Consider the following 24,400-nt stretch of genomic DNA (forward strand, 5'->3'; position numbering starts at 1 on the left):
TTGGTTGATGGCCCAGCCCGAGATCGTGTCCCGCGAGCAGTGGCAGACCGCTCGCGACGCCCTGCTGGTCAAGGAGAAAGAGGCTACCCACGCTTTGGACGCTCTCGCCGCCCAACGGCGGCGGCTGCCGATGGTGCGGATGCCGGGTTCCTACGCTTTGGCTGGTCCCGAGGGACCGGTCGACCTGCGGGACCTGTTCGAGGGCCGCTCTCAGCTTGTCGTCTACCAGTTCATGGACAACGGGCCCGACGACATCTGCTCGGGCTGCGCCAGCTTCACCGACAACGTCGGCCGCCTTGAACACCTGCACGCACGCGGCGTCTCGTACGCGGTGGTCTCGAACATGCCGTTGCCGCAGCTTCTTGACGTGCGGCACCGGATGGAGTGGACGGTGCCGGTGTACTCGTCGCGCGGCACCACCTTCAGCACCGACATCGGCGCCGGGGGCGGCTTCGCGTTGGCCGCGTTCGTCAGCGACGGCGTCGACGTGTTCCAGACCTACCTGACCAGCGGCCGCGGCGTCGACCGGCTCAGGTTCGACTTCAACCTCCTCGACCTGACCGCGTACGGGCGGCAGGAGAACTGGGAGGACTCACCGCTGGGCTGGCCGCAGACGGAGCCGTACAGCTGGTGGCGCCTGCACGACGAGTACTGAGTGTTCACCGTCCGCCCGGCGACTGCCGACCACCTCGACGGTCTCGTCGCGCTGCTCGGCCAGCGGGAGTTCTTCACCGTCCACCTCTCCCGGTCGCCCAACGACGGGGTTCTGCTCGTCGGTCTGCTCGACGGCCAGCCGGTCGGTGACGTGTGGGTGTCGTTCTCCCCCGCGCCCGAGGCCGAGGTCAACCAGCACCTGTCCGGCCTGCCGATGCTGGTCCACCTCGAGGTGGTCTCGGTGCTGCGCGGCCGGGGCTACGGCACGGCGCTCATCCGCGCGGCCGAGGACCTGGTGCGCTCGCGCGGCCATTCGCGGGTCGTCCTCGGCGTCGGAGTGACGAACCCCGACGCCCGACGTCTCTACGAACGGCTCGGGTACGTGGAATGGCCGCACGGTCACATCGCCACGGGCTACCACGCGATCGGCGACGACGGCGTACGCCGCTGGTTCCCGGAGACGATCACGATGCTGGTCAAGGCACTCACGGCTGGAAGCGGTAACCCATCCCCGGTTCGGTGAGCAGGTGCCTAGGGTGGCCGGGGTCGGCCTCCAACTTGCGGCGTAGCTGCGCCATGTACTGGCGGAGGTAGTTGGTCTCCGTCTGGTACTGCGGCCCCCACACGTCCTGCAGCAACTGCCGCTGGCTGACGAGCTTGCCCGGGTTGCGCAACAGGATCTCGAGCAGGTGCCACTCGGTCGGGGTGAGCCTGACCTCGGCGGTGCCCTCGGGTGGCTCCACCGTGCGCGCCGACAGGTCCACGTTGAACCCGCCGACCTTGACGACCGGCGTGGCGTCGGAGGTGGCACCCATGCGTCTCGTGACCGCGCGGATGCGGGCGAGTAGCTCGTCGACGCCGAACGGCTTGGTCACGTAGTCGTCGGCGCCGGCATCCAGGGCTGCGACCTTGTCGGCGCTGTCCGCGCGTCCCGACAGGACGATGATCGGGACGGTGGTCCAGCCCCGCAGGCCGCGGATGACCTCTGTTCCCTCGATGTCGGGCAGGCCCAGGTCCAGGACGACCAGATCCGGCGGCCGTGCTGCCGCCGACTTCAACGCCGTGCCACCGTCCGCGGCGACGTCCACGTCGTAGCCGCGTGCCCGCAGGTTGATCCGCATCGCCCGCAGGATCTGCGGCTCGTCATCGACCACCAGAATCCTGGTCACCGCCCACCACCCCGCGACGGCGGTGTGTCGTCGCCGTCGCGCTCGTTCGCCCGCACCTGGTCCCTACCACCTTCAGTTGCGCCCGTCCCCGGGCTTTCTGTCTTGCTGGTCGCTTCGTCGCCCGGCGGGCCGGAACCCTCACCGTGGCGCATGCCCCGGCTTCGGCGGGGACGATCGCGACCGCTCACGTGACTCTCGCCCGTACCGACTCCGTCGTGATCGCCCACGGTTCCCTCACCACCCTCGAAGCGGCTCCGGTCAGCATCACCGCCGTCGCCCGCATCGTGCTCGGCGCCGGCGCTGCCCGCCGTGGGGGCGTCGCTGTCTGCGTCCTGACGGCTGCGATCGGCCCGCACCGCGCGGCCCAGCCACGAACGGCGCTCCGCACCATCCTTGCCGGCACGGTCCTTGCCGGCGCCGTGCTTGCCGGCACTGTCCTTGCCCGCGCCGTCCTTGCCGGCGCCGTCCCTGCCGGCACGGTCCTTGTCCGCACCGCGATCGGCGCCGGCGCCAGGCGCCGTGCCTCCGTCCCCGTCCGCTTGACCGTCGGCTCCGCCATCCGGTCCCGCACCGCGCGCCGCGCGAGCGGCAGCGTCGCGCTCAGCCAGTCGCGACGGATGCACCGGCTCAGGGACCAGGCCGCGATCCACCCGGGCGGGCTCGCCGACCGCGAGGTCCGGCGTAGCCACCTCACCGAGCCGCGACGACAACTGCCCGTCCCGGGGCCAGCGCCGCAGCCGCTCGCGGATCGCCTGGTCGGCAAGCTCCGTCGCGCGGGTCTCGGTCGGCTCCACCTCGGCCTCCGTCGAGGGCAGGGCCAGCACCATCGTCAGCCCGCCGCCGGGCGTCGTCTCCGGCACCAGCGAGCCGCCCATCGCCTCCGCCAGCCCGCGGGACAGCGCCAGCCCGAGCCCGACCCCCTCGTGGTTGGTGCGGTCACCGAGCCGCTGGAAGGGCTGGAACACCCGGTCCCTTGCGGAATCGGGAATGCCAGGCCCCCAGTCGATCACTCGCAGCTCGACCTGCCCCGCGTGCTCACTCGCCGTGATCTTCGGCGGCCGGTCGGTCGGCGAGTACCTGATCGCGTTCCCGATCACGTTCACCAGGATCCGCTCCAGCAGCCCCGGGTCCGCGTGCACGAGCGGCAGGTCGTCCGGCATCCGGAGAACCACCGGGCGCGCGGGAACGCCGAGCTCGTCCAGCGCGCGCGGCACCGCCTCCTCCAGACCCAGCGACGCGGCCATCACACCCAGCGCGCCGGCCTGCAGGCGGCTCATGTCGAGCAGGTTCGCCACCAGCCGGCTCAGCTTGTCCAGGGACTCGTCGGCCGTGGCCAGCAGCTCGTCGCGGTCGTCCGGGGAGAACTCCACCTCGTCGCTGCGCAGGCTGGTCACGGCCGCTTTCGCGGACGCCAGCGGCGTACGCAGGTCGTGGCTGACCGCCGCCAGCAACGCGGTGCGCATCCGGTCGGCCTCGGCCAGCGGCAGCGCCTCGGCGGCCTGCTCGGCCAGCCGCTCCTGGCGCAGCGCGACGGCGGCCTGGGCGGCGAACGCCTCGATGATCCGCCGGTCGCTGGCCTCCAGGGTGCTGCCCTTCAACACCAGCGCGAGGTCGTCGCCGATCGGCACGTCGCTCGTACCGTCGGCCGGGGTGCGGCTCGGTTCTGCCCCATCGCTGGCAGCCACCCGCCAGGCGGTCGGGTCACGCCGGCGGTCCGGCACGTCGACCGCGCCGGGCGCACGCTCCAGCAGCGTCACCGAGTCGAGGCCGAACATCTCGCGGAGCTGACGCAGCAGCGCCTCGAGCGGCCGGGCGCCGCGCAGCACGCTACCTGCCACGGTTGCCAGGGTCTGTGCGTCGGCACTCGCTCCCGCCGCCTCCCGGGTCCGCGTGGCGGCGGTGTCGACCACGGCGCTCACCGCTATCGCGACGACGACGAAGACCGCGAGCGCGAGCAGGTTCTCCGTCTCGTTGACCGTGAACCGCCGCAACGGCGGCGTGAAGTAGTAGTTGAGCAGCAGGAAGCCGGCCACGGCGGCCGCGATCGCCGGCCAGCGGCCACCCACCAGCGCCACCACCACGATCGCCAGCAGGAACAGCATCATGTCACTGGCCAGTGACAAGTTGTCGGTGAACGGCACCAGGATCGCGGTCAGCGCCGGCAGCCCGATCAGCGCGACAAGGAAGCCGGCGATCCGCCGGCTCCGCGACAGGGCAGCACCGCCGCGTCGAAATCGCCGCCGGCCGAGGCCGATCTCCTCGTGGGTGACCAGGTGCACGTCGATCGGCCCGGACTGCGCGGTCGTGGTCACCCCGACACCTGCCGAGAAGATCTGCTGCACGCGCCCACGCCGGCTGGCGCCGAGCACGAGCTGGGTGGCGTTGACGCCGCGGGCGAAGTCCAGCAACGCGCGGGAGACGTCGGCGCCGACCACCTGGTGGTACGTGCCGCCGAGGCTCTCCACCAGCAGCCGCTGCCGGGACAGTAGGGCCGGGTCGGCATCGACCAGCCCGTCGCTGCGCGACACGTGCACGGCCAGCAGGTCGGCGCCCTTGCTTCGGGCGGCGATCCGCGCAGCGCGGCGGATCAGCGTGTCACCCTCGCGCCCACCGGTCACGGCGACGACGACCCGCTCGCGCGTCTCCCAGGTGGTGCCGATGCCGTGTTCCTCGCGGTACCGGTCGAGCTGCTCGTCGACCTTGTCCGCCAACCAGAGCAAGGCCAGTTCCCGCAGCGCGGTCAGATTGCCGACCCGGAAGTAGTTGCCCAGCGCCGCGTCGATCTTCTCCGGCGGGTACACGTTGCCGTGCACCATCCGCCGCCGCAGCGCCTCGGGCGTCATGTCGACGAGCTCGACCTGATCAGCGCCGCGTACAACGCTGTCCGGAACTGTTTCTCGTTGCACCACCCCGGTGATCTGCTCGACCACGTCGTTGAGTGACTCCAGGTGCTGGATGTTGACCGTGGAGAGCACGGTGATCCCGGCGTCCAGGAGCTCCTGAATGTCCTGCCAGCGCTTCTCGTTGCGCGAGCCCGGGACGTTGGTGTGGGCAAGCTCGTCGACGACGGCGACCTGGGGGTTGCGGCGCAGGATGGCGTCGACGTCCATCTCGGTGAACCGGGCGCCGCGATAGCTCATCTCCCGGCGGGGCGTGATCTCGAGATCATCGAGCATCTCAGCGGTATGCGGCCGCCCGTGCGTCTCGAGGAACCCGATCACCAGATCGGTGCCCCGCCCGGCCCGCCGCTGAGCCTCTTCGAGCATGGCAAAGGTCTTCCCGACACCGGGCGCGGCGCCGAGATAGATCCGCAACTGTCCACGAGCCATCGCGTTCAATACTCGCGCGTCATCGGGGTGCCCCGGGCCGATCTTGACACGATTTCTACGCCCTTATGCGTCACCCAACGCGAACCGTGCCACCGTGCGCCACGCGTCCGGTTCCGGAGCGCCGACCATCAGCAGCACCTCGCGCGGCGCCGCCCGCAACGGCAACCGCGCCGCCACCGCGTCGGCCGCGGCGGTCAGGTCCGCGGGCGGCACGTCGTGCCCAACGGTCAGATGGGGTACGACGTCGGCGAACTCGCCCCGGTACGGCGGGTAGTCGGGAAACCGCGCCCACAGCGCGGCGGTGAGCGCCCGGAACGGCTGGTCGGGCGAAGGCGCGAGCCAGACGACCTGCTCACCGAACCAACGGACCTGCGCGAACTCGATCTCGAACCGCGGCATGCCGGCCACCGTCTCCCGCACGGCGTCCAACAGTTCGTCGGTCACCGCCTCGGGCGGAACGAACGGATAGAGCACGGTCACGTGCGCCGGCACTCCCCACCGCGCGGCCTGGTCGAACCTGGCGCGGTGCACGCCTACGACGTCCTCGGCCTCGGGCACCGGAACGATCAACGCGGTCTCGATCGCTTGCACGCCGCCAGTGTCGATGCCCCCGCCCCGAAGATCAAGAACCGCCCGCCCACGACCTGACGCAGCACACACCCCCTAAAGCGTCCTAGGATGTTTCTTGCGGCCCCATCCCGAGCGACCACGTGCGCGCCACCGCGCCGGTGGCGGCCTCGTCGGCCAGCCGCGCGCGGCCGTCTGCCAAGGGATGGCGCAGGGTCGCATTTCGGCCATAGGGAGGTAATGATGAGCGTCGTGGGCGCAGTCGCTCCTCCGTTCGCGTTCGCGTTGGCTGACCTGGCGAGTTCGTCTCCGCGCCGGTCGGCTTCTCTCCTCCTCAAGATGATCGACGCTGACGGCGCCCTCGCCGTGGTGCAGGACGCCGACTCCGGTGAGTTCTCGAGACCACCCGCGTTGCAGTTCTCCTTGGGCAGTGACGTCCTCTGCCTGTCAGGGGACGGAGCTTCCGCCCTGCTCATGAGCCCGACCGGAAGCGTCTGTCGGATCGGTCGGCACGATTTCGCGAGCGGTCGTGAGCAGTGGGTATCGGTGCCGTCCTCCACCTGGGTCCCGCGCGCCGCGGCGATGGTCGATCCCGGGATGGCCGCGGTGCTGGCGGAGACCTGGGACGCCTCGGACCCCGAGGATGCCGACGGCGCCGCGGTGATCACGATGGTGAACCTCGAGACCGGCCATTGCGAGGCCATCTATTCCGCCCCGGGTTGGCCCGCGGCGGAAAGCACGGTCACGGTCTCTCCCGACGCGCTGTACATAGCGGCCACCTACGCGGCGCTACCCGATGATCCCGACGAGGTCTACTCGCACACGATCGTGGTGGATCTACGAGGACGACTTCTGCGGCACCTCCGCGGTGCGCAGATAGTCCCGCAGGGCAACACCGGTTGGCTGAACAGGTCGCACGTGGCTTGTGAGCTCTCTACCGCAGACGGCATGCCGGAGCCCGAACTGGCCGCGATCGACGTCTTCTCCGGGAGGCGCCGCCCATTGCGCTCATCATGGCGGCGCCCGATAGCCCGGATCGGCGACCGGTTCCTGTTCGAGCCGACTCAGCCAACAGGCACAGGCCCTCGCCTCGAGACGGTCGCGTTGCGGGGTGAGGACTGGACGCCCTTCCTCACCGTTGAAGAGCCCAGCCTGATCATGCACGTCGACGTCGCAGCGGTGAACCGGTAGCGGCCCGTCCGCGTGACCCTCGTTCCGACAGGACGACAGTCGGATGCCCCCGATCAGCGCCGCCGCCCGCCGACCGAGCTGCTCGCCGCCAGGGCCGCCTCGACCCAGGCCACCGCAGCGGTCTGGCAGTGACTGGGGCGGCCCGGTGTCAACCGTCCAGCAGTCAGTGCTCGGCTTCGCGGACCTCGCCCTGCCTGATCCGCTCAGTCAGCCACGGGCCGCCCCCCACCCGAGGAGCGCGGCGATGCCCAGCGCGCTCCGCGGCGCGTAGGCGCAGCGCCACAACCCGCCGTGTGCCGCGAACTCCGCCTCCTCGTGCCAGACCTCGGCCGCGGGCTGCGGTGGGTTGCGTAGGTCGTGGACCAGGAGCGCCGCCATCAGCGTGTTGCTCGTCGCCGGTTCGAAGACCTCGACGCCGAAGCGGTGCGCGCCCGCGTAGGCCGCCGCCAGCGCCCGGTTCTTGACCACTGACCGGGTGCGGGTCGGTGGTGCCACGTTCATGCTGACCGTGACGCCCTCGGAGCGGGCCACTGTCGCCCGCCAGCGGTGGATGCGCTTCGCGAGGGCGTAGTTGGGACCCTGCTGCGCCACCAACGCGTCGCAGATGCCCGGGTCGTCGCCCGGCGCGTAGTTGCGCCGCAGCATCCGACCCCCCGACAACAGCCGCAGTGGCCGGCGTAGTCGCCCCACACCGGCCGGCGACCCGTAGGCGCGTTCGCTGTGTGCCACCGCGTCGCCCGGCACCGCGAACACGTCCGTCGGGGTCGCCAGGAACGCCAGCGCCGTGTCGGGGCGGGACTGCCTCAGGTGGCCGGTCAGGGCGTCGACCGCGGTGCTCAGCCGCACGTTGATCGCACCGTCGGCGTAGACGTAGTTGCCCAGCACCAACCGGCCGTCGAAGCCGTCGAGCCACTCCGCGATCGACCCGATGCCGTGCAGCAGGTCGGCACCGGCCCGCTGGGCGAGGTCGCCGTCGCCCTTGACCGCCGGGACGTGCAGGCGCCCGCCGTAACGGTCCGCGGTCTCGATCAGCCGCGACCACAGCGCGGGCCGCGCCAGGTCGACACCGACGACCGGGTTGCCCCAGCGCAGCAGGGACGGCACCGGTCCCATCTCGGCGCCGGCGCCGAGCGCGACGACCGTCGTGCCTCCGAGGTCGAGCCAGTCCGGGTTGGCCTGCACCGTGCGGATGGCCTCCGCGCACGACGGCTCGATGATGCCGGCCGCCAGCCAGGCGTCGAGCCGGCGCTTGATGCCGTCGCCGCGTAGTCGCTCCCCCCGGTAGGGCAGCGTCAGCTCCTTGTCGACCCGCCCCTGCCCACCGACCGTCGCGGTCGAGAGCGGCTCGACCGGCCCCGTGAACGCCGCCGCCAACGGCTCGACGGTGCCCTCGGCCGTGCGGAACCGCATGCGCTCGTGGACCGAGGCGAGCCCGCCGGCGGCGATCTGCCGGGCCGCCTCGCCGCTGCCGAGACCCGCCTCGACCAGCCGGCGGAAATGCATCAGGTAGCCGCGCCGCCAGTCGGTCTCGCGCTGCGCCGCCGCCGCGCCGATCGGGTCGACGGCGCGCAGCGCGTCACCGACCACCGCCCGCCCCAGCGACGAGGTCAGGCCGGTGCCGCTGGCGGTGGGCGGGAAGATCACGCCGCTCGGTTCAGTCACGGGCACATCATCGCGCGACCCACCGACACTCGCACCGTCCACGTCCCGCGCTCGGGCTACCGCCACGTTACGAATCGATATAGCAACCCACCGTTTACCGGGAAACCGTGGCCTGGCTTGAAAAACGCCGCTACCGCCACCCGAGAGCCGTCGGTACGTTCGATCCGGCGGCGCAATCGCAACGACGGGCAGCGGCGGGCTCGCGAACCAACTTTCCGACGGGTGACGGTCTGCGAACAATCCCGTCCTCACGGCGACTCCTCTGGATCAGCCTCCAGAGGCGCGCCCGACTCAGCACCATCCTGACAACGCCTTGATGGAGGTCGCCCAGGTCAGACCGGCTCAACCTTCGCGAAGCCAAGCGCGCAGCCGAGCGCGCAGCCATGAAGAACGCCGTGCACTGACCGGATTGCGCCAGGAGGCCGCTCGCCCGCTACCTCCGACGACACGAGAGACATGCCTTCCGCGGGGCATCGTGTCGAGCGGGCGAGCCGGCCACGACGAAAGGAGGTGAGGTGCGGTGGGCGGTCCGCCGCCTGAGCGGACCGCCCACCGCGCGAGAGACGAGCTCAGACCACCGTGCAGGACGAACCGCCCACCGTGAAGGTGGTGGGCTCGCTGGTTCCACCGGTGTGTGTGCCGTTGAAGCCGATCGTCGTGGAGCCGCCCGGCGCCAGCGTCGAGTTCCACGACAGCGGGGTCGCGGTCACCGCCTGGCCGGACTGCGACCACGTCGCCGACCAACCCGGAGGCGTGATCGCCTGGCCGCTCGGCAGCGAGAACGCGAGTGTCCAACCCGAGAGCGAGGAGGTACCCGTATTCGTCAGTACGAGACCCGCCGTGAAGCCGGGTGATCCGCCCCAGGGGCTGATCGTGTACGCGACCCGGCACGACGACGGGCCTGGGCCGCCACCGCCGGCCGTCGTCGTCACCGAGGCGACCGACGACAGGGACGACACGTTGCCGGCGGCGTCTCGGGCACGCACCTGGTAGCGGTACGTGGTCGAGGCGGCCAGGCCACTGTCCACGAAGGACGCCGAAGACGGCGTGCCGACCACCGCGAACGAGCCGCCGCTCGCTCCCGTCGCCCGCAGCACGTCATAGCCCGCGACACCGACCGCATCCGAGGAGGCAGTCCATGACAACGAGAGACCGGACGAGGTCACCCCCGAGGCGGCCGGTGTGCCCGGCGTGGTTGGTGGCGTGGTGTCCGGGGCAGGCCCGGATCCGTCGTCGAGGGCGTCATGGATGGCGGTGTACGCCGGCTTCGTCGAGTAGTTCGCGTCCCACGGCAGGGCCGCGCCCTCACCGGAGAAGACGTCCGGCACCCACGAGTACTTGTCCGTGAAGCCCCAGATCGTGACGCCCGCGCACGCGGTCACGGCCAGGCACCCCTGCACCACGTTGCGGTAGTAGGTGGCCTGGGTGGCGTCCTTGGTGCTGTCCCGAGGCATCTGCATACGTATGTCGAGCTCGGTGATCCGGACCTGCACACCGAGCGCGGCGAACCGATCCAGGTTCTCGCGGAACTGCGACGGGAACCCGTACTGGATAGCGAGGTGACCCTGGAAACCCACACAGTCCACCGGCACGCCGTCGGCGCGTAGCTGGCGCACCAGGTTGTACATCGCGGTGCTCTTGGCGTTGATGCCCTCGACGTTGTAGTCGTTGATGCACAGCCGGGCGTTGCTGTCGGCTGCGCGGGCGTAGCGGAACGCGTCGGCGATGTACGACGAGCCGAGGGTGTTGTACCAGAAGCTGCTGCGCAGGTTGCCGTTCTCCTCGAACACCTCGTTGACGACGTCCCACGAGACGAGGGAGGCGTTGTTGGCGTAACGGCCGACCACGGTCGCGATGTGGTCCTGCATCGCGGTCCGCATCGCGCTGGCCGACAGGCCCTGCACCCAGCCGGGCGTCTGGCTGTGCCAGACCAGCGTGTGCCCGTGCACCTGCTGGTTGTTGGCGGTCGCGAAAGCGACCACCTGGTCGGCGCCGGAGAACGTGTAGTTGCCGTCCGAGGGCTCGGTCGACTCCCACTTCATCGCGTTCTCGGCGGTGACCTGGTTGAACTCCGACGCGGCGACAGATCGGTACGCGGCCTCGTTGGCGAGCGGGCTGGTGCCGGCGGCGTAGCCGATGAACTTGCCGCGCGCGGCGGCGTGCACGCGCAGCGGCGCGTCGGCCGCGGCGGGCGGCGCGGCGACGATCGGCGCGACGACCAGCGGGACCGCGAGCGCCGCGACGACGGCAAGCACGGCCGTCCGCTCCGGGCGGGCGCCCCGGGCAGGAATGATCATGGGGATGGTTCCTCCTCACGAGAGGTATGGGCGACAGCGCGCCACGGACGACCGCCGGGTCCCGTTCGCGCCGTGCCCGCCCGGAGGACACCAACCCGCCACGGACGCCCATCCGTAGAGCAACGTGAATGGAAGCGCTCCCATCCTGGGTCGCGGAACAGGGCTCCGTCAACACCTTTCGATATTTTGCTGTGATCCTGATTAACCGATAAAAGTCCATGCTCGGGGTGACTTATGGCAAAATGACCAGCTACGGTTTACGGGATGTTCAGGGTCGAGGCACCCCCGGCACTCCTGACCCCACGTGTCGGCGCCGCCGCACAGGGGTTCGCGCGCAGCCGGCCTCGCGCTCTGGCCGCCTACGCCGTCGGTGTCGTGCTGCTCGGCCTGCTCGGCCTCGCGTTGTCCGCGTTCGCCGGCGAGCTCTCCGACGGGTTCGGACATCCCGAGTTCTGGTTGATGGCCGGGCTCGCGCTGGTGGCCGACGCCCGGGCGTTCATCGCGCTCGGCCGCCACGGCAAGCCGGTGATGATCTGCCCCTCCCTGTGCTTCACCTTCGCGATCCTGCTCTGCTGGGGGCTGGGACCGGCGATCCTCGTGCAAGCGGCGGCGGCCGGGGTGGTCGCCTGGCGGATGCGCTACCCGGCCGGTCGCGCCGCGGTCATGGCCGGGCAGTTCGCCGTGGCGACAGCCGCCGCGTTCGGGGTGCTCGTGATCGGGCGCCCGGACCCCTTCAACTCGATCGGCACCGTCGACGCCGTGCGCGACGCCGTGTCCGTCATCGCTGCCGCCGCGGTCTGGCTGATCGCTTACCAGCTCCTGCGGACCGCCGCCGGGCTCGCCTCCCGGGGCCGCACCGGCGTGCAGATGCTCCGCCCGGCGCCGGCGTACGAGCTGCTCTCCATCGCCGCGTTGTTGCTGCTGAGCCCGCTGCTGGCCGTGGCCGCACACGTCAGCGCCGCGTTCGTGCCGCTCGTGTTCGTCCCGCTCTACGCGTTCGAGCGGATGGCCCGGCTGTCCGCCGAGCGCGACCTGACGGCCCGCCGCGACCCGCTGACCGACCTGGCGAACCGCACCGGGCTGCGGGCCGCGTTCGGCCGGCTCCGCCGGGAAGGCCGCGACCCGGCGCAGGAGCCGCCCCTGGCGATGCTGCTGCTGGATCTCAACCGCTTCAAGTACGTCAACGACGCGCTCGGCCACGAGGTCGGCGACCGGCTGTTGATCGCCGTCGGCCACCGGCTGCTGGCCGCGCTGCCGACGGGCGCCACCGCCGCCCGCCTCGGCGGTGACGAGTTCGCGGTCGTCGCACCGGTGAGCACCGAGACCGAGGCCCGCCGCCTCGCCGAGAAGGTCACCGAGGCGATGGCGACGCCCGTCATCCTCGACGGCCTCCAGGTCGACATCACCGGCTCGATCGGCATCGCGATGGCACCGCGGGACGGCACAGACTTCGCGACCGTGATGCGACACGCCGACGTCGCCATGTACCTCGCCAAGCAGCGCGGTTGGCCCATCCAGGCCTACCGGGCCGAGGACGACCACAACTCCCCCGAGCGCCTCGCCCTGCTCACCGACTTCCGGCGCGCGCTGGACAGCGGCGAGGACGCGGTCGCGCTGCACTACCAGCCACAGATCGACCTGGCCACCGGCAAGGTCGTGGGCTTCGAGGCGCTGCTGCGCTGGAAGCACCCGAGCCAGGGCGCGATCCCGCCCGCCGACCTGCTCCGGATCGCCGAGCACACGCCGGTCATGGGCATGATCACGCAGCGGGTGATCGACGAGGTCGTCGCCCAGCAGGCCCGCTGGCTGGCCGCCGGCGTCTCGTTGCGCACCTCCCTCAACGTCAGCATCCGCGACCTGCACGGCGACGAGATCATCACCCAGCTCACCGAGCGGCTCGCCGAGCACAAGGTGCCACCGGAGCTGATCCAGGTGGAGATCACCGAGAGCGCGCTGACGGCGGACCTGGCCCAACTGCGCGACACCATCGAGAAGCTCGCCGCCGCCGGGGTCGCCATCTCGCTCGACGACTTCGGCACGGGATACTCGTCCCTGCAGCACCTCCGCCGCCTGCCGCTGCGCGAGATCAAGATCGACCGGTCGTTTGTCGCCGGCATCGCGCACAACGCCGACGACGCCGTCATCGTGCGGTCGACCGTCGATCTGGCCCGCGCGCTCGGCCTGCGGGTCGTCGGCGAGGGCGTCGAGAACCGCTACACGGCCCGCCTCCTCACCGAGGCCGGCTGCGACCTGGCCCAGGGTTACCTGTACGCGCCGGCCATGCCGGGCGACTCGGTCGTCGCCTGGCTCGGCCGCCACACGACCCACGCCTGACCAACCCGAGGTTCCGCAGCGGGCGCGGCCCCGGTGCCCGACAGTCCCCGGCGACCTGCGCGATCGGCCCGCGAACTGCCTGGGCCGACGGCCGCGGCCACCCGCAACCACCGCTCTCGCCTCAGAGCGACCCGCAACGCGCCGGCCGAAAGGCCGGCCACCATCTCGAATCGCCGCCACCCAGGTTGGCGGTCGGGCGGACTGGGCGGGTGGGGTCGGGGATCCTGTCCCGCGCGCACTTTCGCAGCGACACAAGACCGCCGACCCACGCGCGCAGACAGCCTGACCGCGAACTCCCGCGCGGCGGAACACCCCCGCGCACAACAGCCTGACCGCGAACTCCCGCGCCGGAACACCCCCGCGTTGACCTTCGCCGCGTATGGTCGGCCAATGACGCCCGCCGACGCCATGGGTCATGCGGTTGCCGCTGTCGCCGCCGGCCTTCGTAAGGATCGGGAGGGGCTCGGCGTTCTGTTGAACATGACTCCCGATGACGCCGTCGATGTCGCCGGTGGGATGGTCGATCTGGTCGGGACGCTCGCGCGCATCGTCGGCGATCGCGAGGACCGCACCCCGACCGAGGCGATCACCGCCGCCGCCGCAGGCCGCTCCGATCTGGTCCAGAAGATGGCGTCGTTCGCGATCGGCGTGATCAACTCCGACCCCACACGGTCCACCACGGTCGACGCCAGCGACGTCATCGTCGGCCTGGGCGCGCTGGCCGGAAGGCTGGCCGAACAGGTGGCCGAGTACGAGGGCGAGTCCCCGCTGGAGCTCCTGGGCAGGATCGGCACCGGAGTCGCCGAGCTCGAGGCGTTCGAGCCACCGGAATAGGGCGAAAGCGCGGCTGACCTGCGCAGACCCTCCGGCGTGGCGTGACCTCCGCGACCGAAGGGCCAGGAAGGCTCGACATCGCGACTGGGGCGAAACCTCGTACGCAGCCATTGATATCGATCTCACACCGAGTTAACGTGCGTTCACTTGCCGTTACTCGGCGGTAACTCGTGCACCTTTGGGAGGTCGCGTGAGTACTTCCACATCCCCCCGTCGCCGGCTGGTCACCCTGCTAGCCGCAGCCACGCTGACAGTCGGCACGGTCACCGCGGTCAGCGGACCCGCCCAGGCCGACCCCGGACCCCCGCCCGGCTCCATGGCCAGCATGGGCGACTCGATCACCCGGGGCTTCAACGCCTGTGGCTTCTACTTCGACTGCACCTCGCGGTCGTTCAGCACCGGAAGCGAGTCCGGCGTCAACAGCCACTACCTGCGGATCCGCGCGAAGAACAGCGCGATCAACGGGAAGAACTACAACCAGGCCGCGTCGGGCGCCAAGGCCGACGACATGCCCGGCCAGGCCACCGCGACCGTCGGCCGCAACCCCGCGTACGTCACGATCCTCATCGGCGCCAACGACGCCTGCACCAGCTCCGAGAGCTCGATGACCGCCGTCAGCACCTTCCGCGGCCACATCGACACGGCCCTCGCCACCCTCAAGAGCGGCCTGCCGAACGCGCGGGTCGCCGTGATCAGCATCCCGGACATCAAGCGGCTCTGGGAGGTCGGCCGGACGAGCGGCACCGCCCGCACCGCGTGGTCGCTGTTCGGCATCTGCAAGTCGATGCTGGCCAACCCGACCTCGACCGCCGCGGCCGACACCCAACGACGCGATCGGGTACGCCAGCGCGTCGTCGACTTCAACACGCAGCTCGCCCAGGCCTGCGCCGCCTACGGGCCGAACTGCGACTTCGACGGCAACGCGGTCTTCAACTACCCGTTCGCCTTCAGCCAGGTCTCCGGCTGGGACTACTTCCACCCCAACACCGCAGGCCAGGCGGCCCTCGCCCAGGTGAGCTACGCCGCCGGCTTCAACTGGTAGCGCACGTTAACAAGGGCCCCTTATACCGCGGAAAGCGTTAATAAGGGGCCCTTCCTTAACAGCCTAGGCCGGCCGCAGCCACAACGCGCCCAGCGGCGGCACACGCAGCCGGGCCGACACCGGCATCCCGTGCCAGTGCACCTCTTCCGTCGTCACCGCGCCCAGGTTCCCGACACCAGAACCCCCGTAGTCCGCCGCGTCCGTGTTGAGCACCTCGGTCCACGAACCGGCCCGCGGCAACCCGACGCGATAGTTCTCGTGCGGCACGGCCGCGAAGTTCACGACACACACCAGCGGCGACCCGTCCGGCGCCAGCCGGATGAACGCGAGCGTGTTGTTGGCCGCGTCGTCCGACACGATCCAGCGGAACCCGGCCGGCGTCGTGTCCTGCGACCACAGCTCAGGCGAGGACCGGTAGACACCATTGATGTCCCGCACGAGCCGCTGCAGGCCCGACCGCTGCGGATCGTCGGTCAGCCCCCAGTTGAGCCCCCGCTCCTCGTTCCACTCCTCGTCGTCGCCGAGCTCACACCCCATGAACAGCAACTGCTTGCCGGGATGCGCCCACATGAACGCGAGCAGAGCACGGACGTTGGCCAGCCGCTGCCACAGATCGCCGGGCATCTTGGAGAGCAACGACCGCTTCCCGTGTACGACCTCGTCGTGCGAGATGGGCAGCACGTAGTTCTCCGACCACGCGTACACCATGGAGAACGTCACCTGGTTGTGGTGGTACTGGCGGTGGATCGGCTCCTTCGACGCGTACAGCAGCGTGTCGTGCATCCAGCCCATGTTCCACTTGAAGCCGAACCCGAGGCCGCCACCGGAGGTGGGCCAGGTGACGCCCGGATAGGCCGTCGACTCCTCGGCGATCATCACGACGCCGGGGTGGTGCTTGTAGACGGTCGCGTTGGTCTCCTGGAGGAAGCCGATCGCGTCGAGGTTCTCGCGCCCGCCGTACTGGTTGGGCTCCCACTGCCCGTCCTCGCGCGAGTAGTCGAGGTAGAGCATCGAGGCGACCGCGTCGACCCGCAGGCCGTCGATGTGGAACTCGGCGCACCAGTAGAGCGCGTTGGCGACCAGGAAGTTGCGCACCTCGCGGCGCCCGTAGTCGAAGATGTACGTACCCCAGTCGGGGTGTTCTCCCCGCCGCCAGTCGCCGTGCTCGTACAAAGGCGTTCCGTCAAAACGAGCGAGGGCCCACTCGTCGCGCGGGAAGTGCGCCGGCACCCAGTCGAGCAGCACGCCGATCCCCGACTGGTGCAGCCGGTCGACCAGATAGCGGAAGTCGTCGGGCGATCCGAACCGGGCGGTGGGCGCGAAGTAACCGGTGACCTGGTAGCCCCACGAGCCGCCGAACGGGTGCTCCATCACCGGCAGGAACTCGACGTGGGTGAAGCCCAACTCGACCACGTACTCGGTGAGCTGGTCGGCGAGCTCCCGATAGCTGAGGCCGGGCCGCCACGAGCCGAGGTGCACCTCGTAGACGCTCATCGCCTCCTGGTGCGGCTTGGCCGACACCCGGCGGGTCATCCACTCGGCGTCCTTCCAGTCGTACGACGACTCGTCGACGACGGAGGCGGTGCGCGGCGGGATCTCGGTGCGCCGGGCCATCGGGTCGGCCTTCTCGCGCCAGACGCCGTCGCGGCCGAGGATGCGGTACTTGTAGCGGTGGCCGACCTCGGCGTCGGGCACGAAGATCTCCCAGACGCCGCTGCTGCCCATCGAGCGCATCGGGTAGCCGTCGTGCGGACCCCAACCGGCGAAGTCGCCGATCACGCGTACGCCCTGGGCGCTGGGTGCCCAGACGCTGAACGACACACCGCCGTCGCGGGCGTGCGCCCCGAGCGCCTCCCAGAGCTTCTCGTGCCGGCCCTCGTTGATCAGGTGCAGGTCGAGCTCGCCGATCGTCGGCCCGTGCCGGTAGGGGTCGTCGAAGACCCGCCCGTCGGCGTCGACCCGGTAGTCGAGGACCTCGCCGGGCACGACCGCTTCGAAGATCCCTTCCGGGTGTACGCGCGACGCGGGGTGGCGTTCGTCGCCGACGACGATCGCGACCGTGTCGGCACCCCGGCGCAGCGTCCGGATGGTGGTGCTCCCGGCGTGTGGGTGCGCGCCCAGGTAGGCGTGCGGGTCGTGCTCCGCGCCGGAGATCAGCTGGTCGGTCATCTGGTCAGTCCCTACCTCACCCCGCGCCTCCCGGCGCGGTTCCTCGCCCTCACCGACGCGGTCGCACCGAGAGGATGTGGGCCGGCTCGAGGAACGGGTCGAGCCGGACCGCGTTGCGCTGGCCCCAGTCGTACGTGCCCCCGGTGAGCTGGTCGGTCACCACGAACCGTTCGTGCCAGTCCAGCCCGAGCGCCGGCATGTCCAGTGTGGTGTTTCCCCACTGGTCCCCGCTCGAATCGAACGAGCAGATGACCAGAACGGTGTTGTCGGCGCGCGGGTCGCGTTTCGACCAGCACAGCAGCGCCGGGTTGTCGATCTCGTGGAAACGCAGGTTGCGCAGCCAGTGCAGGGCCGGGTTGGCGCGGCGGATCGCGTTGAGCCGGCCCAGGAAACCGGCCAGCGAGCGGCCCGCCGCCTCGGCGCCGGCCCAGTCCCGCGGGCGCAGCTCGAACTTCTCGTTGTCGAGGTACTCCTCCGCGCCGGGACGGGCGACGTGCTCGAACAGCTCGTAGCCGGCGTAGACGCCCCACGAGGGCATCAGCATGCTGGCCAGCACCGCCCGGATCTTGAACATCGGCGGGCCGCCGTGCTGGAGCGTCTCGTGCAGGATGTCCGGCGTGTTCGGCCAGAAGTTCGGCCGCATGTGGTCGGCCGACGCGACGAGCTGCTCGCAGTACTCCCGCATCTCCCAGGCGGAGGTCCGCCAGGTGAAGTAGGTGTAGGACTGGCTGAACCCGACCTTGCCGAGCCCGTTCATCATCGCCGGCCGGGTGAACGCCTCGGCGAGGAACAGCACGTCGGGATCGACGTCCTTGACCTCCGCGATCAGCCAATGCCAGAAGTTGACCGGCTTGGTGTGCGGATTGTCCACGCGGAAGATCTTGACGCCTTGGGCCACCCAGTGCAGGACGACCCGCCGAATCTCCTGGCGGATCCCTTCCGGGTCGTTGTCGAAGTTCAGCGGGTAGATGTCCTGGTACTTCTTCGGCGGGTTCTCGGCGTACGCGATCGTGCCGTCGGCCCGGGTGGTGAACCACTCCGGGTGCTCCTTGACCCACGGGTGGTCCGGAGCGCACTGGAGCGCGAGGTCCATCGCGACCTCGAGGCCGTGCTCGGCGGCCGCCGCGACAAAGGCGCGGAAGTCCTCGAGCGTCCCGAGGTTCGGGTGGATCGCGTCGTGGCCGCCCTCCTCGGCGCCGATCGCCCAGGGCGAGCCGACGTCGCTGTCCTCGGCGACCAGGGCGTTGTTGCGGCCCTTGCGGTTGACCCGGCCGATCGGGTGGATCGGCGGCAGGTACAACACGTCGAAGCCCATCTTCGCCACGCCGGGCAGGCGGTTCTGGGCCGTCGCGAAGGTGCCCTGCTGGCTGTGGCCGTCGCCGACCACGGCGCCCTCGGAGCGCGGGAAGAACTCGTACCAGGCCGAGAACAGGGCCTTCTTGCGATCGACCCAGACGGGGTACGCGTCGCTGCGCGTCACGAGCTCGCGCACCGGATAGCGCCAGAGCAGGTCGAGCAGGCCGAGCGCGGGCGAGACCCGGATGCCCAGGGCCAGGTCCTCCGCGCGCAGGGCCTCCGCCGCCTTGGTCACCCTTGATTTTTGATCATCGGGTACGCCGGTGGCCGCTCGATCGAGCAGCGCGGCTCCCTCGACGAGGTCGTTGGCCAGGTCGGTCACGCCCTGCCCGGCGGCGATCTTCTTCTCGACGGCGTCGCGCCAGCTCAGGTACGGATCGCTGAACGCTTCGACGACGAAGCTGCCCGCGCCGACGGACTGCGGCTCGAAGGTGGCGTGCCACCGGTCGGTGCCGGGGTCGCCCGCGGTCATCCGGGTGAAGGGGCCTTCGGTGCCGTCGTGGTCGCGCCAGACGACGTTGCAGCCGACGGCGTCGTGGCCCTCGCGGTAGACGGTGGCGGAGACGGGGATGATCTCGCCCACGACGGCCTTGGCCGGGTACTTGCCGCCACTCACCGACGGCCCGACCGCGTCGATCGGGATCCGCCCGTCGGCGGGGTCCGGCTCGACCGGAGCCTGCCGCCCGGCCTTCGGCGCCCGCGCCGGATCGGCAGAGGTGGCCTGCTCGGGCTTGGGCGCGGCGGTCGTCTGCGGCGCGTGTACTGGCGCCGGCGCGGGCGCGGCACTGCCCGCAGGCCGCGCGGACTCCGGAGAGGGGGTCGATGTGGGTTTGGCCGCTTCGGCAGCGGCCGGCTGCCCCGGCTTCGGCACTTCCGCCGAAGGCGATGGCGTTGGCTTCGCGGACTCGACGGGGGGCGGTGGCGTTGGCTTCGCCTCATCCGCCGCAGCTGCCGGTGCGGGTTTCGGAGCCTCCGCCACAACGGGCGGCCCTGGCTTCGGCACCTCCGCCGAAGGCGATGACGCCGGCTTCGCGGCCTCCGCCGCAGGGGGTGGCGTGGGCGTCGGAGCCTCCGCGGCAGGGGCCGGCTTCGCCGGCTCCACGGCGGGTGGTGGCGTGGGCTTCGGGGCCTCTGCCGCAGGCGGTGGTGCGGGCTTCGCGGGTGCGGGGCCGGGCCTGGGCGCGGCGGGTTTGCCGTTGACCGGGCCGGGCCTGGGCGCACCCGGCTTCGCCGGGGGCGGGCCGGGCTTGGGTGGCGCCGGCCGGGTGCTCTCGGACGGCGGCCCAGCGGCCCCGGAGGGGGCGGTCTTGGGCGGCACGGGATCGACCTCAGCCATGATCTCCACCGTAGTCGGGTCACCGGGTCTCGTCGCGTCGAGGACGAGGATTGTTCGTCTGCGGCGGTTCCACCCCCGGATGTCGGGTTCAGGCCTCGACCCGCTGGCCCTTCCCGATCACCACGATCCCGTTGTCGGAGACCGTGAACCGGCGCCGGTCGCGTTCCAGGTCGACGCCGATCTCCGCGCCCTCCGGGACGACCACGTTCTTGTCCAGGATCGCGTTGCGGACCACCGCGTGGCGGCCGATGTCGACGCCTTCCATCAGGACCGAGCCGGCCACGTGCGCCCACGAGTGGACCTTGACGTTGGGCGAGATCACCGAGTTCTCGACCAGCGAGCCGGAGATCACCGCGCCCGGGGAGACCATCGAGGCCACCGCCCGGCCGACCCGCTCCTGCCAGCCGTGCACGAACTTGGCCGGCGGCCACGGGTTGTAGTCGGTGTAGATCGGCCAGTCGAAGTTGTAGAGGTTGAACACGGGGTGGATCGAGATCAGGTCCATGTGCGCCTCGTAGAACGAGTCGAGCGTCCCCACGTCGCGCCAGTAGCCGCGGTCGCGCTCGGTCGAGCCCGGCACCACGTTGTCGGCGAAGTCGTACACGCTGGCGGCCTGCCGCTCGACCAGCATCGGGATGATGTTGCCGCCCATGTCGTGCTTGCTCGACGGGTTCTGCGCGTCGCGGGTGACCGCGTCGATCAGCGCCTCGGCGGTGAACACGTAGTTGCCCATCGAGGCGAAGATCTCGTCGGGCGAGTCCGGCAGCCCGCGGGCGTCGCTGGGCTTCTCCCGGAACGCCTGGATGCGCTTGCCATCGCCGGCCACCTCGATGACGCCGAACTGGTCGGCCATCGAGATCGGCTGGCGGATGCCGGCCACGGTCACGTCGGCGCCCGAGTCGATGTGCTGCTTGACCATCTGCGCCGGGTCCATGCGGTAGATGTGGTCGGCACCGAACACGATGACGTAGTCGGGCTTCTCGTCGTGCACCAGGTTCAGGCTCTGGTAGATCGCGTCGGCCGAGCCCGCGAACCAGCGGGGCCCGAGCCGCTGCTGCGCCGGCACCGGCGTCACGTAGTTGCCCAGCAGGTTCGACATGCGCCAGGTCTTGGTGATGTGCCGGTCCAGCGAATGCGACTTGTACTGGGTCAGCACGACCATCTTGAGATAGCCGGCGTTGGCCAGGTTCGACAGGACGAAGTCGATCATCCGGTAGATACCGCCGAACGGGACGCCTGGCTTGGCGCGGTCGGCGGTCAGCGGCATCAGGCGCTTGCCCTCACCACCGGCGAGAACCATCGCGAGGACTTTGGGTGCCATGAGCAGACGCTAGCCACCGAGCGGGCCGCGCACCAGCGGAGGGGGCCGCTCTTCGTGAAAGGCCGTCTAAGGTTTCCGCTGTGGACAGGATTCGAGTCGATCTCCTCACGCGCGAGTACCCGCCGGAGGTGTACGGCGGCGCCGGCGTACACCTCGAGTATCTGGCCCGTGACCTGCGGCGGCTCGCCGATGTCCGGGTCCACTGCTTCGGCGGGCCGCGCACCGAGCCGGGCGTGACCGCCTACGCCGACCCGCCCGGCCTGAAAACCGCCAACCCGGCGCTGCGCACCCTGGGCATCGACCTGGAGATGGCCGCCGGCACCGAGGGCACGGACGTCGTGCACAGCCACACGTGGTACGCGAACCTGGCCGGCCACACCGCCAAGCTGCTGCACGGCGTGCCGCACGTGGTGACCACGCACAGCCTGGAGCCGCTGCGCCCGTGGAAGGCCGAGCAGCTCGGCGGGGGCTACCGGCTCTCGTCGTGGGCTGAGCGCACCGCCATCGAGGCCGCCGACGCGGTCATCGCAGTGTCCGCGGGGATGCGCCGCGACGTGCTGACCGCCTACCCCGGGGTCAACCCCGACCGCGTACGCGTGGTGCACAACGGCATCGACACCGTCCAGTACCAGCCGGACCCGGGCACCGACGTCTGGGACCGGATCGGCGCCGATCCGGGCCGCCCGACGGCGATCTTCGTCGGCCGGATCACCCGGCAGAAGGGGCTCCCCTATCTGCTGCGGGCGGCCCGCGAGCTGCCCGCCGAGGCCCAGCTCGTGCTGCTGGCCGGTGCGCCCGACACGCCCGAGATCGCCGCCGAGGTCCGCGAGCTGGTCGACGAGCTGCGGCAGCGCCACGACCGGATCTTCTGGGTCCCGGAGATGCTGCCCAAGCCCGACGTCATCCAGTTGCTCACGCGCAGCACGGTGTTCGTGTGCCCGTCGATCTACGAGCCGATGGGCATCGTCAACCTGGAGGCGATGGCCTGCGAGACCGCGGTGGTGGCGACCGCGACCGGCGGCATCCCGGAGGTGGTCGACGACGGCGTGACGGGCCTGCTGGTGCCGATCGACCAGGCCACCGACGGCAGCGGCACGCCGCTGGACCCGGACCGGTTCGTCGCCGACCTGGCCGCCGCCATCAACACGCTGCTCGCCGACTCGGCCCGGGCGACCCGGATGGGCGCCGCCGGCCGCGAGCGCGCGGTCACCCACTTCTCGTGGGCGTCCATCGCCGAGCGCACGATGGCGGTCTACCAGGACGTGCTCTCCTAGGGCACCAACACGGCGACGCCGTCGACGCGGTCACCGGCCAGGTCGGCGAGGGCCTGGTCGGCGGACGCCAGCGGATACTCCTGGAGGTGCACGGCCGGCGGGTGGGCCTGCGCCGCCGCGAGGTAGGCCCGGCCGTCGGCGCGGGTGTTGGCGGTGACGCTGCGCAGGGTGCGCTCCTCGAAGAGGTGCTTCTCGTAGTTCAAGGCCGGGATGTCGGTCAGGTGGATGCCGGCGACGGCCAGGGTCCCGCCGCGGTCGAGGGCGGCCAACGCGACCGGCACCAGCGTGCCGACCGGCGCGAACAGGATCGCCGCGTCGAGCTTGCCCGGCGGCAGGTCCCGGTCGCCGCCGGCCGACGCCGCGCCGAGCTCCACCGCCAGCCGCTGTGCGGCCATGGACCGGGTCATCACGTGCACGGTCGCGCCCTGCGCGATGGCGATCTGGGCGGTCAGGTGCGCCGAGCCGCCGAAGCCGTAGATGCCGAGGGTGCCGCCCGGGGGCAGTTCGGCGCGCAGCAGCGCGCGGTAGCCGATGATCCCGGCGCAGAGCAGCGGGGCCAGTTCGCGGGCGTCGCGGTCGGCCGGCAGCGGGTACACGTACGCCTCGGGCGCGACCGCGTACTCCGCATAGCCGCCGTCGGCGTCCCAGCCGGTGTAGCGCGAGTCCGGGCACAGGTTCTCGCTGCCCCGCTCGCAGTACACGCAGGTGTTGTCGGTGTGCCGCAGCCAGGCGACCCCGACCCGGTCGCCGGGCACGTAGGCCGTCGCCTGGGCGCCGCGTGCGACGACCCGGCCGACGATCTGGTGCCCGGGCACCACCGGGCTGCGGTGCGGCGGCAGGTCACCCTCGGCGATGTGCAGGTCGGTCCGGCACACCGCGCACGCCTCGACCCTGACCAGCACCTCGTCGGCGCCGGGCTCGGGCACCGGCAGCTCGGCGCGGCGCAGCGGGTGGTCGGCCAGCGGACCGGGTGCGACCACCTGCCACGCCGTCATCGTCTCGGGAAGATCGGTCACCCACCCATCTTGACCGCTTGGAGGGTGTACGAGAGCGGAACGCGCTCGCGACCCTCGGGGAGCCGCCACTCGTCGTCGTCGCCGCGGACCATCCGGCCGGGCAGCCCCTCCCAGGGCACGCTGTCGTGCTCGACCAGCATCGTCAGCCGCAGCCCGTGGGCCAGCAGCGCGGTGACGATCTCACCGAGCCCGTGGTTCCAACTGTGCGTCTCGTTCTGGGTGAAGACGGCGTCGGTGGCGACATAGGTGCCGTCCTCGACGAAGACCAGCGGGTCGGGGGTCTCGAAGTAGGGATAGCGCACGATCAACTGGTCCGCGGCGTCGTCGAGCGACCAGAGCACCGGGTGGCCCTCGCGGATGAACAGCCGGCCGCCGGGCTTGAGCAGCCGGGCCACGACCGCGGCCCACTGGTCGACCGACGGCAGCCAGCACAGCGCGCCGATGCCGGTGAAGACGAGGTCGTAGGTGCCGGCCTCGAGCACGTCCGCGGCCGCGTACACGTCGGACTCGACGAAGTCGGTCGGGTCGCCGAGGCGCTCCGCGAGCCGACGCGCCTCGGCGACGGCGGCCGGCGAGAAGTCCAGGCCGGTCATCCGCGCGCCGAGGCGGGACAGCGAGATCGTGTCGGTGCCGATGTGGCATTGCAGGTGGACACCGCGCAGCCCGGTCAGGTCGCCGAGCCGGGGCAGGTCGAACCGGACGACGGGGTGCAGGTGCGCCGGGTCGGCGACGAACCTGTCGAGGCCGTAGTCCGGCGACGCGGCGTGCGCCGGCGCGCGCTCGTCCCAGTTGGCGCGGTTGACGGTGCGATAGTCAGCGGTCACGACCGCGGAAGCTATCAGCGGACCC

General features: G+C 71.0%; 16 protein-coding genes and 1 pseudogene. 7 read left to right on the top strand and 10 right to left on the bottom strand.

The annotated features are described in order from the left end of the window. The first annotated feature begins 7 nt into the window (after nucleotides 1–7). Both BLV39_RS26250 and BLV39_RS26255 read left to right on the top strand, forming a co-directional pair. On the top strand, nucleotides 8–655 hold the full coding sequence (locus BLV39_RS26250) for a DUF899 domain-containing protein (protein ID WP_090798645.1): 648 nt from the start codon (nucleotides 8–10) through the stop codon (nucleotides 653–655). Then, nucleotides 656–1,177, top strand: coding sequence for a GNAT family N-acetyltransferase (locus BLV39_RS26255; protein ID WP_090798646.1), 522 nt, complete (start codon nucleotides 656–658; stop codon nucleotides 1,175–1,177). Here BLV39_RS26255 and BLV39_RS26260 read toward each other — a convergent pair. The 3 genes and pseudogenes from BLV39_RS26260 to BLV39_RS26270 form a co-directional block, all read right to left on the bottom strand. Next, nucleotides 1,140–1,823 (bottom strand): response regulator, encoded by a 684-nt coding sequence (locus tag BLV39_RS26260; protein WP_090798648.1) that lies wholly within the window; start codon nucleotides 1,821–1,823, stop codon nucleotides 1,140–1,142. The two genes, BLV39_RS26255 and BLV39_RS26260, sit on opposite strands and share 38 nt — an antisense overlap. Before the next feature lie 797 nt (nucleotides 1,824–2,620). Beyond that, nucleotides 2,621–5,152, bottom strand: a pseudogene (locus BLV39_RS26265) (DUF4118 domain-containing protein); the annotation flags it as partial. 63 nt (nucleotides 5,153–5,215) lie between these two features. Continuing rightward, nucleotides 5,216–5,743 (bottom strand): 2'-5' RNA ligase family protein, encoded by a 528-nt coding sequence (locus tag BLV39_RS26270; protein WP_090798649.1) that lies wholly within the window; start codon nucleotides 5,741–5,743, stop codon nucleotides 5,216–5,218. Nucleotides 5,744–6,058: 315 nt separating this feature from the next. Here BLV39_RS26270 and BLV39_RS26275 point away from each other — a divergent pair, with 315 nt between their 5' ends. Then, the gene (locus tag BLV39_RS26275) at nucleotides 6,059–6,910 is read left to right on the top strand and encodes a hypothetical protein (protein ID WP_143049889.1); all 852 of its coding nucleotides are present in this window, start codon (nucleotides 6,059–6,061) and stop codon (nucleotides 6,908–6,910) included. 207 nt (nucleotides 6,911–7,117) lie between these two features. On the opposite strand, the gene BLV39_RS26280 is transcribed toward BLV39_RS26275, so the two are convergent. Both BLV39_RS26280 and BLV39_RS26285 read right to left on the bottom strand, forming a co-directional pair. Beyond that, nucleotides 7,118–8,572, bottom strand: a complete 1,455-nt coding sequence (locus tag BLV39_RS26280; protein ID WP_090800624.1) for a hypothetical protein — start codon at nucleotides 8,570–8,572, stop codon at nucleotides 7,118–7,120. Nucleotides 8,573–9,141: 569 nt separating this feature from the next. Next, nucleotides 9,142–10,869, bottom strand: a complete 1,728-nt coding sequence (locus tag BLV39_RS26285) for an endo-1,4-beta-xylanase (RefSeq protein ID WP_090798653.1) — start codon at nucleotides 10,867–10,869, stop codon at nucleotides 9,142–9,144. 264 nt (nucleotides 10,870–11,133) lie between these two features. On the opposite strand from BLV39_RS26285, the gene BLV39_RS26290 reads away from it, so the two are divergent. The 3 genes from BLV39_RS26290 to BLV39_RS26300 all read left to right on the top strand — a co-directional run bounded on the left by BLV39_RS26290 (nucleotide 11,134) and on the right by BLV39_RS26300 (nucleotide 15,079). Further along, nucleotides 11,134–13,203 (top strand): putative bifunctional diguanylate cyclase/phosphodiesterase, encoded by a 2,070-nt coding sequence (locus BLV39_RS26290; RefSeq protein WP_204082631.1) that lies wholly within the window; start codon nucleotides 11,134–11,136, stop codon nucleotides 13,201–13,203. 390 nt (nucleotides 13,204–13,593) lie between these two features. After that, entirely contained in the window at nucleotides 13,594–14,037 is a 444-nt protein-coding gene (locus tag BLV39_RS26295; RefSeq protein ID WP_143049890.1) for a hypothetical protein, read from the top strand. A gap of 190 nt (nucleotides 14,038–14,227) precedes the next feature. Next, nucleotides 14,228–15,079, top strand: a complete 852-nt coding sequence (locus BLV39_RS26300; protein ID WP_239083468.1) for an SGNH/GDSL hydrolase family protein — start codon at nucleotides 14,228–14,230, stop codon at nucleotides 15,077–15,079. 63 nt (nucleotides 15,080–15,142) lie between these two features. Here the strand turns inward: BLV39_RS26300 and glgB are convergent, their stop codons facing one another. From glgB to glgC, 3 genes are all read right to left on the bottom strand, one after another. Then, on the bottom strand, nucleotides 15,143–17,248 hold the full coding sequence (gene glgB, locus BLV39_RS26305; protein WP_090798659.1) for a 1,4-alpha-glucan branching protein GlgB: 2,106 nt from the start codon (nucleotides 17,246–17,248) through the stop codon (nucleotides 15,143–15,145). A gap of 49 nt (nucleotides 17,249–17,297) precedes the next feature. Next, on the bottom strand, nucleotides 17,298–19,247 hold the full coding sequence (locus BLV39_RS26310) for an alpha-1,4-glucan--maltose-1-phosphate maltosyltransferase (protein ID WP_143049985.1): 1,950 nt from the start codon (nucleotides 19,245–19,247) through the stop codon (nucleotides 17,298–17,300). Between the two features lie 781 nt (nucleotides 19,248–20,028). After that, a complete protein-coding gene (gene glgC, locus BLV39_RS26315) occupies nucleotides 20,029–21,261 on the bottom strand; it encodes a glucose-1-phosphate adenylyltransferase (RefSeq protein ID WP_090798661.1) in 1,233 nt (410 codons plus the stop codon). Nucleotides 21,262–21,341: 80 nt separating this feature from the next. Here glgC and glgA point away from each other — a divergent pair, with 80 nt between their 5' ends. After that, nucleotides 21,342–22,535 carry a glycogen synthase gene (gene glgA / locus BLV39_RS26320; RefSeq protein ID WP_090798663.1) on the top strand — a complete coding sequence of 398 codons (1,194 nt, stop codon included), beginning with the start codon at nucleotides 21,342–21,344 and terminating at the stop codon, nucleotides 22,533–22,535. Here the strand turns inward: glgA and BLV39_RS26325 are convergent. Both BLV39_RS26325 and BLV39_RS44335 read right to left on the bottom strand, forming a co-directional pair. Further along, the gene (locus BLV39_RS26325) at nucleotides 22,532–23,551 is read right to left on the bottom strand and encodes a zinc-dependent alcohol dehydrogenase family protein (protein ID WP_204082630.1); all 1,020 of its coding nucleotides are present in this window, start codon (nucleotides 23,549–23,551) and stop codon (nucleotides 22,532–22,534) included. The genes glgA and BLV39_RS26325 overlap by 4 nt on opposite strands. Further along, complete coding sequence (locus tag BLV39_RS44335) at nucleotides 23,548–24,375, bottom strand: class I SAM-dependent methyltransferase (RefSeq protein ID WP_090798665.1); 828 nt, start codon at nucleotides 24,373–24,375, stop codon at nucleotides 23,548–23,550. The genes BLV39_RS26325 and BLV39_RS44335 overlap by 4 nt, the downstream gene beginning before the upstream one ends. Between the last annotated feature and the right edge of the window lie 25 nt (nucleotides 24,376–24,400).

Origin of the sequence: Asanoa ishikariensis, assembly GCF_900107455.1 — a bacterium.
Lineage (GTDB): Bacteria > Actinomycetota > Actinomycetes > Mycobacteriales > Micromonosporaceae > Asanoa > Asanoa ishikariensis.